At 57.8% G+C, this 14,940-nt stretch carries 20 protein-coding genes; 9 read left to right on the forward strand and 11 right to left on the reverse strand.

Annotation, left to right across the window (positions count from 1 at the left end; translation table 11 throughout):
• Positions 1 to 84: 84 nt before the first annotated feature.
• Complete coding sequence (locus ACYVG8_RS07975; protein WP_460745334.1) at positions 85 to 1,287, forward strand: hypothetical protein; 1,203 nt, start codon at positions 85 to 87, stop codon at positions 1,285 to 1,287.
• Positions 1,288 to 1,964: 677 nt separating this feature from the next.
• Here ACYVG8_RS07975 and ACYVG8_RS07980 read toward each other — a convergent pair.
• The 9 genes from ACYVG8_RS07980 to ACYVG8_RS08020 all read right to left on the reverse strand — a co-directional run bounded on the left by ACYVG8_RS07980 (position 1,965) and on the right by ACYVG8_RS08020 (position 6,231).
• Positions 1,965 to 2,228 carry a hypothetical protein gene (locus ACYVG8_RS07980; protein ID WP_460745335.1) on the reverse strand — a complete coding sequence of 88 codons (264 nt, stop codon included), beginning with the start codon at positions 2,226 to 2,228 and terminating at the stop codon, positions 1,965 to 1,967.
• Positions 2,229 to 2,290: 62 nt separating this feature from the next.
• Positions 2,291 to 2,950: a 3'-5' exonuclease gene (locus tag ACYVG8_RS07985; protein ID WP_460745336.1), complete on the reverse strand. Its 660-nt coding sequence runs from the start codon at positions 2,948 to 2,950 to the stop codon at positions 2,291 to 2,293.
• 2 nt (positions 2,951 to 2,952) lie between these two features.
• Entirely contained in the window at positions 2,953 to 3,126 is a 174-nt protein-coding gene (locus ACYVG8_RS07990; RefSeq protein WP_460745337.1) for a hypothetical protein, read from the reverse strand.
• A 34-nt stretch (positions 3,127 to 3,160) separates the two neighbouring features.
• The gene (locus tag ACYVG8_RS07995; RefSeq protein WP_460745338.1) at positions 3,161 to 3,454 is read right to left on the reverse strand and encodes a hypothetical protein; all 294 of its coding nucleotides are present in this window, start codon (positions 3,452 to 3,454) and stop codon (positions 3,161 to 3,163) included.
• Positions 3,451 to 4,197, reverse strand: coding sequence for a nucleotide-binding protein (locus tag ACYVG8_RS08000; protein WP_460745339.1), 747 nt, complete (start codon positions 4,195 to 4,197; stop codon positions 3,451 to 3,453). Before ACYVG8_RS08000 ends, ACYVG8_RS07995 begins: the two co-directional genes overlap by 4 nt.
• Before the next feature lie 19 nt (positions 4,198 to 4,216).
• Positions 4,217 to 4,576: a hypothetical protein gene (locus tag ACYVG8_RS08005; RefSeq protein ID WP_460745340.1), complete on the reverse strand. Its 360-nt coding sequence runs from the start codon at positions 4,574 to 4,576 to the stop codon at positions 4,217 to 4,219.
• 83 nt (positions 4,577 to 4,659) lie between these two features.
• Positions 4,660 to 4,788: a hypothetical protein gene (locus ACYVG8_RS08010; protein WP_268807632.1), complete on the reverse strand. Its 129-nt coding sequence runs from the start codon at positions 4,786 to 4,788 to the stop codon at positions 4,660 to 4,662.
• Positions 4,789 to 4,989: 201 nt separating this feature from the next.
• On the reverse strand, positions 4,990 to 5,835 hold the full coding sequence (locus tag ACYVG8_RS08015) for a DUF2303 family protein (RefSeq protein ID WP_460745341.1): 846 nt from the start codon (positions 5,833 to 5,835) through the stop codon (positions 4,990 to 4,992).
• 27 nt (positions 5,836 to 5,862) lie between these two features.
• Positions 5,863 to 6,231, reverse strand: a complete 369-nt coding sequence (locus ACYVG8_RS08020; protein ID WP_460745342.1) for a hypothetical protein — start codon at positions 6,229 to 6,231, stop codon at positions 5,863 to 5,865.
• A 384-nt stretch (positions 6,232 to 6,615) separates the two neighbouring features.
• Here ACYVG8_RS08020 and ACYVG8_RS08025 point away from each other — a divergent pair, with 384 nt between their 5' ends.
• Together ACYVG8_RS08025 and ACYVG8_RS08030 are read left to right on the forward strand one after the other, a co-directional pair.
• The gene (locus tag ACYVG8_RS08025) at positions 6,616 to 8,031 is read left to right on the forward strand and encodes a DUF6602 domain-containing protein (RefSeq protein ID WP_460745343.1); all 1,416 of its coding nucleotides are present in this window, start codon (positions 6,616 to 6,618) and stop codon (positions 8,029 to 8,031) included.
• Between the two features lie 576 nt (positions 8,032 to 8,607).
• Positions 8,608 to 9,399, forward strand: coding sequence for a hypothetical protein (locus ACYVG8_RS08030; RefSeq protein ID WP_460745344.1), 792 nt, complete (start codon positions 8,608 to 8,610; stop codon positions 9,397 to 9,399).
• A gap of 519 nt (positions 9,400 to 9,918) precedes the next feature.
• Here the strand turns inward: ACYVG8_RS08030 and ACYVG8_RS08035 are convergent.
• Positions 9,919 to 10,350, reverse strand: coding sequence for a hypothetical protein (locus ACYVG8_RS08035; RefSeq protein WP_460745345.1), 432 nt, complete (start codon positions 10,348 to 10,350; stop codon positions 9,919 to 9,921).
• An 84-nt stretch (positions 10,351 to 10,434) separates the two neighbouring features.
• Between ACYVG8_RS08035 and ACYVG8_RS08040 the strand changes: the two genes are divergently transcribed.
• The 4 genes from ACYVG8_RS08040 (at position 10,435) to ACYVG8_RS08055 (ending at position 11,712) form a co-directional block, all read left to right on the forward strand.
• Entirely contained in the window at positions 10,435 to 10,677 is a 243-nt protein-coding gene (locus ACYVG8_RS08040) for a YdaS family helix-turn-helix protein (protein WP_460745347.1), read from the forward strand.
• A 120-nt stretch (positions 10,678 to 10,797) separates the two neighbouring features.
• Positions 10,798 to 11,100, forward strand: coding sequence for a hypothetical protein (locus ACYVG8_RS08045; RefSeq protein ID WP_460745348.1), 303 nt, complete (start codon positions 10,798 to 10,800; stop codon positions 11,098 to 11,100).
• The gene (locus tag ACYVG8_RS08050) at positions 11,087 to 11,551 is read left to right on the forward strand and encodes a phage regulatory CII family protein (protein ID WP_107890109.1); all 465 of its coding nucleotides are present in this window, start codon (positions 11,087 to 11,089) and stop codon (positions 11,549 to 11,551) included. Before ACYVG8_RS08045 ends, ACYVG8_RS08050 begins: the two co-directional genes overlap by 14 nt.
• A gap of 5 nt (positions 11,552 to 11,556) precedes the next feature.
• Entirely contained in the window at positions 11,557 to 11,712 is a 156-nt protein-coding gene (locus ACYVG8_RS08055; protein WP_460745349.1) for a hypothetical protein, read from the forward strand.
• A 115-nt stretch (positions 11,713 to 11,827) separates the two neighbouring features.
• Here ACYVG8_RS08055 and ACYVG8_RS08060 read toward each other — a convergent pair whose 3' ends face one another.
• Positions 11,828 to 12,343 (reverse strand): hypothetical protein, encoded by a 516-nt coding sequence (locus ACYVG8_RS08060; protein ID WP_460745351.1) that lies wholly within the window; start codon positions 12,341 to 12,343, stop codon positions 11,828 to 11,830.
• A 262-nt stretch (positions 12,344 to 12,605) separates the two neighbouring features.
• Between ACYVG8_RS08060 and ACYVG8_RS08065 the strand changes: the two genes are divergently transcribed.
• Both ACYVG8_RS08065 and ACYVG8_RS08070 read left to right on the forward strand, forming a co-directional pair.
• Positions 12,606 to 13,103 carry a hypothetical protein gene (locus ACYVG8_RS08065; RefSeq protein WP_460745352.1) on the forward strand — a complete coding sequence of 166 codons (498 nt, stop codon included), beginning with the start codon at positions 12,606 to 12,608 and terminating at the stop codon, positions 13,101 to 13,103.
• Between the two features lie 70 nt (positions 13,104 to 13,173).
• Positions 13,174 to 14,808 (forward strand): DUF5906 domain-containing protein, encoded by a 1,635-nt coding sequence (locus ACYVG8_RS08070; RefSeq protein ID WP_460745353.1) that lies wholly within the window; start codon positions 13,174 to 13,176, stop codon positions 14,806 to 14,808.
• Positions 14,809 to 14,940: the final 132 nt, after the last annotated feature.

A 14,940-nucleotide genomic window follows, 5' to 3' on the forward strand; every position in this document is an offset into this window, starting at 1 on the left:
CGTGATTTAGAAATAATTGCAGCAAAGACCACGGCATTTGCAGGTTTGCTAAACAACCATAAATCGCGAATTGCAGTTAGGTATATGAATCAACATCTTAATAACGCGGATCTGAAAAAATCCCTATCAAACAAGTTAAATGGTGCGCTAAGAAATTGCGCAAAGGGAAGTGGCCAATTGAATCTGCGTTCGAATCATCTAGATATATTTTATAAAAATGCGTCGAAAGCACTAAGTGAGTGGGTCAGTGAAGATGATTTAAGGGAAATTATATATTTTCAAACCGTAGAATTCTTGGGGTCCGATGATGTATTTAGAAAAAATAATAAAGCACTCGACACAATACTTAATGAAGATGTTGTTCGGGAGATCACAAATCGCATTATTGAAAAGCTTGAGAGTCTACCCCGTTCCTATTTATTTGAATTTCCAGCGCCGAGTCTTGAAGGACTTTCAAAAATTTTAGAGCTGGGTGTTTCAGTCCGTCTGATGCCAGGAAAAGAAATTAATATCGAAAATTTTAAATCAAAGGACACAGCGCCAAAGATCAGCGTTGAAGCGTGTGGCTATGCGCATGGTTCGCAACATAACTCTGCTGCTCGGAACGCCTTAGCAAAACTCAAAGTGGTTTGTATAATAGGACAACTTTTCGGCCTATTCAGCAGTAGACCTGGACGCACTCCGATGGCTTTTGATCTCTTTGGAATTCAAACAAAGTCGATTTTTTTAGTCAAAATTGTAGAATCCAAAACAAACTCAACGAAGGTTGGTGATTTTGAGCTTGGACTTGGAATCTCAAATTATTTAAATAATCTTTTTTTATGCTTTCTGGTTGATGCTCCAGAGTTTTCAGAAAAAATCCAGCAAATCAAGCTTGCGATTTATTTAATGGATAACCCGGAAGTTGAGGAAAATGTAAAATCAATTCGGCGAGCATTAGAGTGGTCCTTTGATGCAGCAGTCGATGAAGATGCGACTACGAGTTTCGTAAAAACTTGCATCGGCTTAGAAGCCGTTTTGGCAGAGCAAAGTCAAAATTTAGGAATTACAGAGCAGCTAGCCGATAGGTGTGCATTTATACTAAACAAAACAACAGAAGATAGAAAAAAGACACGCGAGGCAATGAAGGGAATATACCGGCTCCGCTCAAAGATAGTACACGGCGTTTCGTCAGGCTTGACACATAAGGAAGCTGAGATCGTAACGTTAGCACAGAGCTATTTGAATCGAGTTTTGTTCACAGAAATAAGCTCTGTGGTTGAATGGTGGAAGGTTAAACAACGGTGAGAAAGGCTAGTTTCTTAGAGCTAATTTCATAATTATTTGACGGTCCGCTTCGGGTTGATAACAGTCACTGGCGTGGTGCAGTCGATCGGTGCCCGAGCAACGGCGACGTCGAACGTACCGTTATGCTGGCTGTTTTTGTCCTGCATCGTGATAAAATGAATCGCCCCGCCCATCGCGGAGCTGGTTGACCATCGATGTATTGGCGGATGGTGGTGACAGCCCCCAGCGCCAAAATCTGTTTTCGATGCCGCGTCCTGTTGGCTGAAACCAGTTGCCTTGACCTGGCCTCGGGCTGGTTCGCCCGCTGAAGCGCTGCAAGCGCCAATTCGCGCCGGTAGCAGCCGCACGACTTCACCTTCCCTTTGCGCAGGTCTCCGGGACGGACGCTGATGGAGCCGCCGCAGCGACACCGGCAGAGAACAGTGCGCCCGCCGAATATCCTGACGTCTGACGGTCCAGATACAGTCAGCCGGCCGAACTGGCAGCCGACAAGGTCTGCAGGATCAGTCATTGCGAATCTCCATTGGAGTCAGTAGGCATCGCGATCGGGTAGAAATCTGCGCCAGCCAGTCCGTACAGCAATGCCGATGGGTTTTCTATGACTATCAGCACCCACCCTGACGCAGGGCTCAACCGCACCCAGTGCGGTCCGGGGCGGACCTGGTCAGCGGTCAGGATCATGCAGCAGCTCGCTGCATGGCCGTGGTCGGCGTGGCGCGGTAGATCGGCGGTTGCTCGACGGCGACGCTAAATGTGCCGTAGAGCTGACCGCGCTCGTCGAACAGGGAAATGTGCAGTGGCCTGCGGCTGTTGGCGATGCTGGTACGCTGCCAGTAGTCGGCGGCAGCTTGCTCGGCCAGGTCGGTGGCGGCATCGTCGACCAGCGGGGTGAATGAATGGCACTCGGCGCGCTGGCCGACGCGATAGAACATGGTGAGCATGGTGACTCCAGAAAGGCGAAACCGCCCAGGTGGGCGGTTTGTCATGTCAGTAAGGGCGCGGCCTACAGCGCTTCCAGCGCTCGGCGCAGATACGGGTCCAGATCGGGCTGACCCAGCAGCCAGCGCCGGTAGTCGACCGGCACATCGCCGAGCAGCTCGCCCTTGTGCTTGCCGAAGGTCATGGTGCGCGGCAGGCGGGCGGCTTCGGAGTGGCGCCACAGCTCGTCGAGCGTCGTCGGGTTGCCGAGGCGGTCCAGGATGTGGGTCAGCAGATGCGCCAGCATGAACACGTCGGCGGCGGCGCTGTGCGCTGCAGGGGCGTGCTGTTTGGCGAACGGCCGGTCGAGCATGTATAGCATCGCGGTTTGTTTGTGCGAGTCAGTCTCGGGCCACAGCAGGCGGCTCAGCACCAGGGTGTCGATGCGGCGCACGTCCGGCTGGCCGATGACACCCCAGTCGTAGTCGATATTGTGGCCGATCAGGTACTGCACACCGTCCGGCAGGCGGAAGCTGTTCGACGGCTGGCAGTGGGCCAGATCCTCGTCGGTGATGTGGTGGGTGGCCATGGCGCCGAAGTCGATCGGTTTGCTCGGGCGAAAGCGCTGCTCGTAGGCGTCGCTGGTGGCCAGCGGCGTCAGGCAGGTGATGCGCAGCCAGGCGGCCTCAATGACCTGCGGTTCGCGCAGGCCGGTGGTTTCGGTGTCAAAAATCAGGGCACTCATGGTCAATGTCCAATAAGGGAATAAAGGAAGTCGAACAGGAACAGGAAGGTGAACACGCCGCTGGCGCCGGCGAAGCCGCGCAGCGCCCAGGTGGCCATGTCCTTTGCCAGTTCTACCGCTGGCGATGGGCTGTGGATCATCAGGCGCCGGCTGGGTTGAATGCGGGTGGTGAGCATTATGCGTCCGTAAAAAAAGCCGCGGTTGGCGGCGTTAGTGCATGGACTGCGTGGGCGGGGCCGGCGTCTGGATGATGCCGCCATCCCCCAGCATCAACGCCGTGATGGCGATGATCAGGTCCTTGTAGATGTCGTCGATCTTGCTGTCAGGCTTGCAGGCGGCCAGCGCGCCGATCAATTGCCGGGCGACGTCGGCAGGCCGTGGCAGTTCGCCCGGTTTGTCCACGCCGGCTTCATGCATCGCAATCAACGCCAGGCCGATGTCGGCGACGATCTTGCGTTCGGTGGCGGGCAGTTCGTGGCTGCTGTGGATTTCGAGACGGGTCATGCTGCTGCTCCCTGATGATCCAGCCGGATGCCGGCCAACTGGCCGGCGATGTCGTTCCACACCTTGTGCAGGCGATGGCGGGGCATGGCGCCCAGCGTGCTGTTCGGCGCCAGCGCCTCGGCAAAGGTCAGCCCGGCGGCACGCATGTCGGCCAGGTCTTGGCCGTAGGTGGCCCGGTCCCAGTCCTGCAGGTTGACCACGCCGCGTACGCGGTGGGCGACATCGGTATAGATCGGGCTGTCGACGAAGCGCTTGCCGTCGCGCTCGACCGGGCCAAAAAACGGGTTCAGCCACACCACGGCATCGGCGTCGGTCTCTTCCATCAGGGCGGTAAAGCCGTTGGCGGTGTCGTCCAGCGATTCGCCGCCGATGATCGGCACATGCAGCAGCACGTCGACGCCATGTTCGCGCAGCAGCTCAAGCACACCGGAGCGGGACAGATAGGCCAGCAGCGGGACGAAGCCGCTGGCGCCGTTGTCGATCACGGCATCGCCGGAGTGGTCGAGCAGCCATTCGACCAGGGTGTCGAACTGGCGCGGGTTGATCTGGCGGGTGGCGTCGAGCAGTTCGAGACCGTGCACGTTCAGCGCGGCGAAGCGGCTCAGGGTGCGATTGGTCGGGTCGACGTCGACGCACAGCAGGTCAGGCGTCTGTGCGGCCAGAATCTGCGCCAGCAGGCTGGCGATCAGGCTCTTGCCGCAGCCGCCTTTGCCGTTCATGACCATGTGGACGGTTTTGTTCATGGTGGGGTGGTCCTTGGGGTTACCAGTTGGGTTTCTTGTCGCGGTGGCGTTGCCAGTCAAAGCTGCCGGGCGATGCGGCCGGGGTGGCCGGCGGTGGCGCCAGTCGCGGCGGGGGATGTGTTGCCGCATCGGGCGGCCTCGCTTTCCGTCGTTTGCGTTCGCGGTACAGGGCGTTGCGCAGCTCGTCCAGGGTCATCGTCAGTCCGCTGCCGGCCAGGGTGGCGATCAGCTCGCGCTGGCTGCAGCCACGGCGCATGGCGTCCTCGATGTCAGGGAACAGCGCCCGGAACCGGGCAGCCTTGCTCGGGCCAGCCTGTTCCGCAGCGAGCTGACGCAACTGCCCGGCGACCTGCTGCTGCCAGGTGTCAGGGTTGCTCATGGGGTGCTCATTTCATGCTCATGTGCCGCTCATGGCCTGCTCATGTGGTGCTTTGGTGCTGCTCATGAGCATGGGCGACGCGGCTAAGCCGGCAGTTTGATAACCAGAAATACGGCCTGCCCGTCGCGGAAGAACGGGGCCTTGATGATCCAGCCGCTGGCGCGCAGCTCGTTGATGGCGTCGTCGGTCATGTCGACCACTTCCATGGTCATGATGGGTCTCCTGGTGGTTGGGGCATGGCCCACAGGGTAGCGGCTGTGGGGCGGCTATCCGGTAGGCCCGGCCGGGGCCGGGCTGGGGTTATGAGAAAAGATCGGCCGCAACCTTGACCCAGCCCACTGCAGCGATTGCGCCAGTGGCGAAGCCGAATCCGGCGCAGGTGGACAGGAAGGTGAGTTTCAGCGGGGACACTGTCACGCCTTGCCGAAATAGACCGGTACGCCCGATTCGACCTTGATGCGCTCGATCATCTTTTCGGTGGCGTTTTCCAGCGCCTTGTCCGGGCGGTTCAGGTCGTACCACAACTTGAGTTCGCCGCTGTTGCGGTCGATGCGGAAGCGCAGGAACGCTTCGATGAAGTAGGCGTCACCGCCAGCGAACGGCTGTAGACCGAGGCCGAAGCGTTCGAACATCTGCAGACGGCCCTTGGTGTTGTTGTCGCCCTCTTCGACGTACTCAAACTGCACCTGGCCGTTCTGCACCTTGGTGCTGCTGCGGAATCGCACGGTGCTGGTCATTTCCAGATTGCTGGCGAATTCCAGCAGGTCGGCTGCGGCCGGGTACTGGCGGCTACTGTTGGCAGGGTCCTGGCTGACGATGTTGGCAATGTTGTCCTGCAGGAAGCGGGCGAATTCTTCCTGGTCCATCTTCTTGCCGTTGCTTTCCAGCCAGTTCGACCAGTCGACCGTCTTCATCGGGGTGTACAGCGCCGTGAAGTCGCCGAAGTCAGGCTGGGGGCCGGTATGACCGTTGAGCACGGCCTTGAACGACGCACGGCCCTGCGCATAGTCGGCATCGACGAACAGTTGGGTACCGGATTCCTTGTGCTCCTTGGTGAAGGCCAGCAGGCTGTCGAGTTGATGCAGGACCACGGCGCCAGTCTTGCGCAGTGGCTCGGTACGGTATTTGTCCAGTTCCTGGTACGACCAGCCACCACTGCAATCGGGCATCAGCAGGACCGGGGTGCCGCTGATGTCCATCAGAAACGGCTTGCTTGCGGCCAGAATGGCCGATTCGACGATGTTCTTTTCGGTGTTCATTGGGGGGCTTTCGGTTGGGTGGGGAAATCAGTTGCCGCCGACAACGCGCAGCGACGGGGATTCGGAGGGGGGGGACTGCAACGTCGGCATCGTGGCCGGTGCCGAGACCAGGGGCAGATCGGTCTGGCGCGGGTCCTGCCGCTGGAGCGAACCGGATGGCGTGGCGAACATCAGCGTGCCGGTGCGCTTCTCTTGCGGCACGGTCTTCTTGATCTCGTCAGTCACCGTCACCACGGCGGCGCCTTTGCTGGCGGGGTTGATGTCCAGCTTCAACTGCAAGGCGCCCTTCTTGCCGGTGGCAATCACGGCGTTGACGACTTCGGCCAGGGATTCGGTCAGTTCCTCGACCATCTGGCCGCCACGGATGTCGGCCAGTTGTTCAGTTGCGATGCGCATGCTCAGTGCTCCTTGGGACGAAAAAAGCCCAGCGCAGGGCTGGGCAGGGGTGGTTGACAGGTGATTGTCATGATAAAATCGCCATGCCAATGTCAGTTTGATGAGGCATTAGCTGTTTTGGTAGGGGGGATTTGCCAAGAGCGATCCACCGATATCTTCACCAGATTGGCCGTTGCAGACGGCGTGGCGGACACGCTGCCCGCTGCGGAGTGGTGTCTCTCGGTTCGAAGTCGCCCGTAGAAGAGAAAAAATCAGGTATATCGAACCAGATCAGCGCAAAAATTATAATTAATCCGTTAGCTAGTCGACCGAAAACGAAGAATAAGATCCAAGTTAGCTCACTGTATCAAGCCGAAGCCGTAGAGATCATAATCTGAGTCTCATGTGAAAATAAATGAAGTAATGCTTTTGTGGGAGGAACTGATGGATTTAAAAGTTGGTGAGCTGTGTGTCTTAATGAATGACTCGTGGAACGCTCTTAAACTCTACCGTGTCAAGGCGAATCAGGCGGACGTGATTGAGTTAAAGACGGCTGATGATTACTCTGAAAAAGGCCCATTTCGGATTGTTATTAAGACCGAAGCCGAACAGATCTTCGTTTCTCCATGCTCGATGGATTTTTTTGAAGCGCACCCAGAAATTCACAGATGTGTAGCACTTATCGACGATTTGACCGGCGCCCTGCTAGGCGTTAAAAAGCGGATCTCTATTACGGATTTGATTAATGAACTGAAGGAGGACAGCCGTCTGGGAACGGTTTCTGATAATTTCATTGAAGGGTGTCTGCGGATATTTGTGGCCAATGGGGAATTTATCGCCTGCTCAGACGGCCGTCGAGGGGTGCCCTGCTACAAACTTGAGCTGTCCGGTTATAGAAAGCAACGTGAACGTAATAGAGTTTTTGCGGGAAGCTTTGCGGATGAGCTTCAGTTGCTAAGCAAGCAAATCGGTAACCTAATTTCACATTCAGGCACGGTTGGAACCTATCGTGAAAATTTGCTCCAAACACTGTTGCAGAAACATTTACCTGAACGCTATCACGTTGCGACGGGCTTTATTCATGGGTGCCATCGTCAACTCGATGTATTGATCTACGACAGGATCGACTACGCGCCACTTTTTCGCGAAGGGGATTTGGTGGTCGTACCCAGTGAAAGCGTGCGTGCTGTCATCGAGGTCAAGACGAACTTAACCAAAGACAAGTTGCGTAATAGCTTGAATTTATTGACTGAGGTTGCGTGCGCCGACGATTTAAGGCCGCCGTTTTTCCGCGGGATTTTCGGGTTTGAGTCATCGACTTCAGCGGATGAAATCTTTGATTGTATTACGGACTTCTACGTAGAAAATAGTGTTGAGATGTTTGAAGATGCCGGCGAACTGTCGGGATTGATCTTTGAGCCATTTAGACATATCAGCAGCGTGTGCGTGCTAGGTCATGCGTATGCTGAGGTTAACTATGTCCTCGACGGCGATAAAAAGTACCATCCCGCCTTGATGAAAGCATCCAGTAAAATTGGCCTCAATACTCAAGCCGCGCACTTTCTCCAGCATTTACTGGCGTATCTCAGATTCGGCGGTCTAAAATCAGCAGAAACGCCCTATATTAAATTTTTCCTAGGGGCTGACTCTCTTTGGGTGAAACACAGCCAGCTGGTCCGCATGGGTATGGAGTGGGGAGCCTACTTTGATCGTGACGCGTTTGACTATGGAGACGAAGTAGTCGAAGAGATGGAACAGCACATTGAGAACGTTCAGTGCTGGCTGAATGGGGAACCTTGGAGTCCCTCTCAAATGGGCTAAACCGGCACATGATGCTTTGCGGTACACGGGTCTTTATGGCTCGACATCACGAGATCGACCATCATAAAGGTCCGGCCCTTTGGGCCGTGTCCATGTTGTTCGCCCCATCTTCACGCGGCCAGCGCCTTTTACCTCCAGTTGTCTCGAGTAAAGCGAAGCTTAACCATCCGCTGTTGTGGCTTCTCTCTTCTATTGGTCAGTCGCCGCTGTGCGTTCCGTTTGTGAATGCCCGGCCTTTGCTGCTGATCGGTCATCGACATCGGTGCGATGATTGACTGTAGCGGGTCGTTAGCAGTCTTGGGCTCAGTGGTGCAAATGGATTGCTGCGGAGCCGTGTCCCATTAAAAACCAAAGCTGCCTATCACGCTGCTTTGGAATCCGGCCTCTTGCGAGGCCGTTCCTTTTCCCGTTACTCGCCACGGGGCGGCGATTGTCGGGCTCGTCCTCGGCGCCTTCGGTGCGCTTCGTCCCCCGACTGCCCGCCTTGTTGCTCTCGGTGGGAATTCGCTCAGTTTTTACATGATATGCCGATGTGATAAAATCATAACCTGAAGGCTATCTCATTCTGGGAAAATCATGACTAAAGAAATATCTCTGAAGACACGTGTGCAATGGTTGCTTCCTGTTTCTCTTGTTGCGGCATCGTTACTTGGTTGCAGTAAATCCGCCGATTTGCCATATCAAAAAAGCGAATCATTTGCTGCCATGGGCGATCCGGCGGAAAAAGCGTTGCAGATATTTGCCAAAGAATGCCGCCATATTGCGAACGGCGCCGAGGATCTGGAATACATCAAAGCTGAACCCGGCCCGGCTTTGCCAAAAACGCCGGACTATGGCTGGAATAAGGGGGTCGCTGTCGAGTTGAAAGTCAAAGGAAACCCGACAACCGGCGACGCCATGAGAACGGCCAGCGGCCATGTCTGCACTTTTGATATGGGGGGCGGATTCAAGCCCGGTATTTATACATCAAAATCTTCTTGCGCTGTTTTGTGCTCTTCGCCTGAGGGTGAGAAATTCATTCCGGTTGCGGATATGTCCGTACTTGAATCAGAGCAAGAAGCGGACGAGGCAGAAAAGAAGCGACTGGCCGATGGTGCCGAAGCATTCGCGGCACTGGAGAAAAAAGCCAAGGGCGGTGACTACCAGGCGCAGCGAAATACGGCTTACAGTCTTGCAACTGGTGCCCAGGGCGCTCCGTACAACCCTGTCAGAGCTTGCGCTTGGTATGCGCTTATTCTGTTCTCCGGCAATCCGAAGGTGAACGACAGCGACAAGGGCAATGTCGATCTGTACTGCGGACGCCTGACCACAGAACAAAGGCGCGCAGCTCAAGAAGTCGTTGCCGTACTGGCGACGCAAGTCCAATAGGAAAATGTCGCCAAAGCGGGCATGGCATGCAGCGTGTGCCTGCTTTGGTGACCGGCCTCTTGCGAGGCCGTTCCTTTTCCCGTTACTCGCCACGGGGCGGCGATTGTCGGGCTCGTCCTCGGCGCCTTCGGTGCGCTTCGTCCCCCGACTGCCCGCCTTGTTGCTCTCAGCGGGATTTCGCTCGGCTTTTCGGGCGCCGGCGACTGGGCCCCTTCTAGGGCAGGCGCTCTCCGCCTGCCATCGAACCGTATCCATCTGAATTGTCTGGTCCCGCGTGGGGGCTCCTGAGATCGGTCGGCGGTGTGTTGCCGTGGTGTTGGGATGTAAGTTAGCGTATCGCTAATGGTTCGTCAATAGCGTAACGCTAACTTTTGAAGAAAAACAAAACCCGCCTGATGTACAGGCGGGCTGTTTGTTGCTGCAGATGGGCCTGGTGGGGCCAAGCCTTAAAAGAGGTGCTCGTGTTGGCGAGTCATATGCCACGGCCGAATGTGACGTACAGAACGTTTCCGACCCTGGCTACGCACTTCGCTCGCGGCCCTTTCCATTCTCGTTGGCAGCCTCCCACTCCCTGATGCGCTCTTCAATGACGCCTTCGATTTTGGTGCGGGTGCGTTCGTCGACGGCGTACCAGCGTGTCGGGCTGATGTCTGCAAAGGGCCACACGGGCTGGGCTATAGGCTTGGGGGCGCTACCAGTGAGGACACTGCCGGCGCTCTCGTGCGGGATGTCCATCCAGCCGGCGTCCAGACCCATAGCCTTTTCCAGCTTTCTTGCCAGCGCAACGCCGACTCCTTTGGGCTTCCCCGTCTTGGAGTCTGGCGATCGGTTTTTCATCTGGCTCAGGGTGGACGTCGAGCTGTGCCCAAGTCGGTCTGCCAGTTGCCGCATGCCGCCAACTTGCTCGATGAGCATAAGCAGATTGGCGTGGCGGATTTCGTCATTGGTCATGTCCGACATTAGATAGCAATGCGCTAACCTTCGCGATTCGCGTGGCGCTTGACTGACGATTAGCGAATCGCTAAAGTTTGCCGCATGCAGATACACGAATACGTTTCCTCTTCAGGTTCAAGCATGAGCAGCCTGGCCAAGTCGATTGGCGTCCCGGCCCCTCTGCTGAGCCAGTGGGCTACCGGCGCTCGTCGGGTCCCGGTCGCTCGCTGCATCCAGATCCACGAAATCACGCGGGGGAAGGTGCGGTGCGAGGAATTGCGCCCGGACTTCCCGTGGGAAAAGGTTGTGCGCTTTGCCAGCGCTGGTACGGCCGACTCCATTTGATGTTTCCCCCTCTCCACGATCGTTTTGCCCCCGTGGAGTTTTTGCCGGACGTGTTCCGTTCGGTCTTTTTACAACTATGTCATCACCGCTGGCGTGATGACACGTCTATGAGGCCCCGTGATGAGCGTAATCGGCACAAACACGAAAGAGGGTGCCCGCCCGGACTCGACCTGGCTGGTCGAGTTCAAGGATGGGGCTGTCTGGATCAAGCGGTTGTCATCGGCGGCAGGGCACTCGGCTATTCCGCCGCTTGAGGTGTATCGACCGCTGCCTTCTTCGGTTGCGGCTGTGGCACTGGTGGCGATCAGTCAAGGTTATCAACCACCCCGCGGCCTTCAGGCAATCGATACGTTGCTTGAACCGGTGTCGCCTGAATGCGGTGGTGACCCTGTGACTTCAGGGGGCCGTGATGAGCGTAATTGATGCCGCTTATGCCACCGTCCATGACCACCCTGGTGGTGCCAATGCCCTTGCGCCGCGCTTCGTCACCCGGGCGGGCGGGTCCATGTCGCCGGCTGTGCTGTGCAGCAAGGTCGACCAGAAAAAAGACAGCCACCACCTGACGCTGGTCGAGGCCGACAAGCTGATGTCGTTCACCGGAGACCTGCGCATCCTGCATGCGCTGGCGCGCAGTCAGGGGCACGTCTGCGTGCGTCTGGAGCGTGATGTCGAGGTCTCGGACATGGCGGTGCTGGAGCTGGTTGCGCTGGTCTGGCAGGGCCAGGGCGATGTTGGCGAGGCGCTGCACGAGATGCTGGCCGATGGGCGGATTACCAGTTCGGAAATGGACCATTTCCGCGTGGTGGTCCATCAGGCGGAAACCCGGTTGCATCAACTGGTGCAGCGGGTGGATGCGATGCGCGAGCCGGACTAACGGCCATGCCGCCGGTCATCGATCGATACGACTGGCGGGCGCTACGGCGGCGTATCCGGCATTTGCCGATCGCGCCGGACAAGCGCAGCGAGGGCAGGGCGATATTGGTCGAGATGCGGCGAATTCTGAAAGAAGTCAGCAAATCCCAGAAAGGGACGTGAAATGGAACTCTTCAATGCCATTCAGCGTTGGGCATCCCGGCGATTGTTTGCGGCGGCTGATCGGCCGTTTGCCTCTCACCAGGTATTGCAGTCACTTCTGCAAGCTCATGCCGGCTTATCGTCGGCCCAGATAGGGGCTGCGAGCGACTGCTCGCGTCAGGGTCAGTCGTTTGCCGGTCAGGTAGTGATTGTGACATTCCGGGCAACGCAGGTGCGTGCCGTCTGGCTCGCGCTGGAGTATCGCTTTCTGGCCTCTGTTGTCCATGCAGGGCTGGCAAAGGTAGTGCATGGGTGTTCCGTTATCTGCTGCGTGCTGGAATGCATAAACGAATGCACCGTCGGAAAGCTGATGAATCTGGTAATGCGCACGGTCATCCGCCTGCTGGGAAAGCTCAGCGATTTTAGCCTGCAGCTCGCGACGCTCGTCTTTGAGCGCAGTCACTTGCTCTTTTGCCGCCGAGTATTCCTCTTGAGCCTGAATGCAGACGTTCTGGAGCTCGATGATCCGGTCATTCAGACCCTTGAGCGCGTCGGCGATCTTCGCATTGTCGCGTACCGCGATAGCGGCCGAGGTGAGTTCAACAGTTCCTTTGATGCCAGCAAGGGCTGCACTGATTGATCCGATGTCCATGGGGCCTCCTTCGGGGTTCTGGCAGGTCGAGCTGCAAATATTGAGGGCTGACGGTGATGAATGAAAGCTACAGAGATCCGACATTTGACCGGGTCGCATGCCGGGAAGCGGCGCAGCAGCGACACGCTGCCGCCGTGCTATGCCGACTTGCTCGCGAAGCGGAGCTGCAGCGTGAGCGGGACAAGATGCCGAACACGCTGCTGTGGATCAAGCGGCTGCGGATTCGGGCTCTGGTGCGGAATGCAATGAACAGGAAACGGATATGAAGCGTCCCGCCTATGGAAATGCCGTATTCGCCCGCCGGCGAGCCCGCGAAGTCTTGTGGCTGCTGGTAGTCGGTGTCGGGCGCTGGAAGGCCGGTGACGGGCTGTTCGCCCGGCCGGATCTGGCCCGGATTGTGGTGCCGGATGATCTTGATCTGACCCTGACCAATCTGGACTTCGTCGCCGGGCTCGATGTGCTGGTGGTCGATGAGTCCGAACTCGCGGGCCGGGGTGCTGCTGTCTCGGCAGCGCTGCTGACTGCCGGGCGGGCCAATACCGTCTGGCAGCTGTCCGGGGTACAGGTGGACGAAATGACCCTGCTGGGTGGCGAGGCAGTACCGCTCGGGCTGTCGCCGGTTCGTGTCGGGGATTTTCCTGCGGCATTGGCGCGTCAGCGCGAGCGGATGGCGCTGTTCGGCCAGGGCATCTGGCAGGGCAGGGAGTCGCCGCAACTGGCGGCGATGATGGAGCAACTGCGAGGGGGTAATGATGAGTGAGCAAAACGCCCTGGACCCGCAACTGGCCGCATTCGAGGCGGCGACCGGGATTGCCAGCGACGGCAAGATCATGGGGCTGCTGACCAGCGAACCCATCGACGTCAAGCAGGCGGTCGGTCGCTATGTGCAGATCCACGGCAAGACGCGGGTGTTCGATACCCAGCAGCAACAGGACATGTCGTGGCCGGCGTTTGTGGCGCTGGTGGGCAAGCCGCTGGCCGAGGAATGGAAGTCGCACAAGGACCGCCGCACGGCACTGCCGGCCGACATTGCACTGGCCCGCCGCGATGCCGAGCAGCGCCGGGTGCAGAATGACCAGACGTTCCAGACGCTGGTCGAGCGCTATGTGTATCTCGATGGCTCCGACACGCTGTGGGATGCGGTGCTGGATGAGGTCATCCCCAGCTCGGCAGCCAAGATCGCGATGGGCGAGCTGTTCAAGCTGTGGGTGAACAGCCCGCAGCGCAAAATCATCGCCAAGCGCAATCTGGTGTTTGACCCGACACAGCGGGTGGACCCCGACACGCACATCAACCAGTTCCGGGGCCTGCCGCTGCAGGCGGCGTTCCCCGACGCCCTCCCGCCCGATGCCCGGTGGGCGACAGATCTGGTTGACGCGTTCCCGGACTGCGCCGCGATAATCCGGCTGTCGCTGCATCTGTGCAACAACGACCCGATGGTCTGGATGTGGCTGATGTGCTGGCTTGCGTACCCGCTTCAGCATCCGGGCGCCAAGATGGCGACCTGCGTGCTGATGCACTCGGACGTGCATGGCTCGGGCAAGTCGCTGTTCTTCGAGGAATGCATCAAGCCGCTGTATGGCGAGTATGCGACCACGATTGGCCAGGACCAGCTGGATGGCTCATTTTCCGGCTGGCGGTCGCGCAAGCTGTTCCTGCTCGGCGAGGAAATCAGCAACAACACCGAGAAATATCAGCAGGCCGGCAAGCTCAAGCACCTGGTGACCGGCAAGACACAGGTGGTCGAGCGCAAGTTCGTCGATGCCTGGGAAGAGGTCAACCACGCGAATTTCGTCATGCTGTCGAACCTGTACATGCCGGCGCACGTTGAGTCGAGCGACCGGCGGTTCATGGTGATCTGGCCTGACAGCAAGCTGCCGGAGGCCGACCAGAAAGCGGTCGAGGTTGAATTGGCTGCGGGCGGGGTGACGGCGTTCTATGCGTTTCTTCTCTCCCTGCCTCTCGCTCTGCCGGATTGCGCGCCTGGCGCGGCAGAAAACGCCGTGCTGCCGTTCACGCCGCATACCAAGCCGTGGGACACCGAGGCACGCATGCGGCTGATCCGGCTCGGTATGAGCGGCTGGGAAGCGTTCATCGATGAGTGGGAGCGGGGTGTGCTCGGCGTGCCGTTCACGCCATGCCGGGGTTGGCATCTGTACGGGCTGTATTGCGAATGGTGCCAGCGCGGCCGGGAGAAAACGATTTTGCCCAAACGGAAGTTTCTGAATATGCTGTCGGGCCGACTGCGCAGCGCAACCGAGCGCTGGCGCTGCGCAAACCTCTCCGGGCAAGAAGCCATCTATACACCTCGCGAGCAGCGTCCTGATCCGAGTGAACCGAAACAGGACTGGTTTGGCCGTCAAATCATGGGGTTTTCAGCTGCTGCGCTGAATGCTGGCTGGGATGTCGAGGGCTGGGAGACGTATCGCGATGCTGGCGTCGTCTCCAAAAAGGAGGGTTTGTGATGCTCAGCATCGCAAATGTGATGCAGCGTGTGATGCTCGCGATTCAGTATCCACGGGGGTTTGTGATGCATGTTATGCAAATTCGGCCCTCCCGCGCGCATGTGTGCGCAACGAAACAGGTTCTCCCTCTCC

It is taken from the genome of Microvirgula curvata, assembly GCF_054781615.1.

Bases quoted from the DNA above. Each gene is read 5' to 3' on its own strand.
- ACYVG8_RS08055 (WP_460745349.1), top strand. From the start codon at position 11,557: ATGCCGCCGGTCATCGATCGATACGACTGGCGGGCGCTACGGCGGCGT.
- ACYVG8_RS08030 (WP_460745344.1), top strand. From the start codon at position 8,608: ATGACTAAAGAAATATCTCTGAAGACACGTGTGCAATGGTTGCTTCCT.
- ACYVG8_RS07990 (WP_460745337.1), bottom strand. From the start codon at position 3,126: ATGCTCACCACCCGCATTCAACCCAGCCGGCGCCTGATGATCCACAGC.
- ACYVG8_RS08050 (WP_107890109.1), top strand. From the start codon at position 11,087: ATGAGCGTAATTGATGCCGCTTATGCCACCGTCCATGACCACCCTGGT.
- ACYVG8_RS08045 (WP_460745348.1), top strand. From the start codon at position 10,798: ATGAGCGTAATCGGCACAAACACGAAAGAGGGTGCCCGCCCGGACTCG.
- ACYVG8_RS08060 (WP_460745351.1), bottom strand. From the start codon at position 12,343: ATGGACATCGGATCAATCAGTGCAGCCCTTGCTGGCATCAAAGGAACT.
- ACYVG8_RS08040 (WP_460745347.1), top strand. From the start codon at position 10,435: ATGCAGATACACGAATACGTTTCCTCTTCAGGTTCAAGCATGAGCAGC.
- ACYVG8_RS08035 (WP_460745345.1), bottom strand. From the start codon at position 10,350: ATGACCAATGACGAAATCCGCCACGCCAATCTGCTTATGCTCATCGAG.
- ACYVG8_RS08015 (WP_460745341.1), bottom strand. From the start codon at position 5,835: ATGAACACCGAAAAGAACATCGTCGAATCGGCCATTCTGGCCGCAAGC.
- ACYVG8_RS07980 (WP_460745335.1), bottom strand. From the start codon at position 2,228: ATGCTCACCATGTTCTATCGCGTCGGCCAGCGCGCCGAGTGCCATTCA.
- ACYVG8_RS08070 (WP_460745353.1), top strand. From the start codon at position 13,174: ATGGGGCTGCTGACCAGCGAACCCATCGACGTCAAGCAGGCGGTCGGT.
- ACYVG8_RS08065 (WP_460745352.1), top strand. From the start codon at position 12,606: ATGAAGCGTCCCGCCTATGGAAATGCCGTATTCGCCCGCCGGCGAGCC.
- ACYVG8_RS08000 (WP_460745339.1), bottom strand. From the start codon at position 4,197: ATGAACAAAACCGTCCACATGGTCATGAACGGCAAAGGCGGCTGCGGC.
- ACYVG8_RS07975 (WP_460745334.1), top strand. From the start codon at position 85: ATGAATCAACATCTTAATAACGCGGATCTGAAAAAATCCCTATCAAAC.
- ACYVG8_RS07985 (WP_460745336.1), bottom strand. From the start codon at position 2,950: ATGAGTGCCCTGATTTTTGACACCGAAACCACCGGCCTGCGCGAACCG.
- ACYVG8_RS07995 (WP_460745338.1), bottom strand. From the start codon at position 3,454: ATGACCCGTCTCGAAATCCACAGCAGCCACGAACTGCCCGCCACCGAA.
- ACYVG8_RS08005 (WP_460745340.1), bottom strand. From the start codon at position 4,576: ATGAGCAACCCTGACACCTGGCAGCAGCAGGTCGCCGGGCAGTTGCGT.
- ACYVG8_RS08020 (WP_460745342.1), bottom strand. From the start codon at position 6,231: ATGCGCATCGCAACTGAACAACTGGCCGACATCCGTGGCGGCCAGATG.
- ACYVG8_RS08010 (WP_268807632.1), bottom strand. From the start codon at position 4,788: ATGACCATGGAAGTGGTCGACATGACCGACGACGCCATCAACGAGCTG.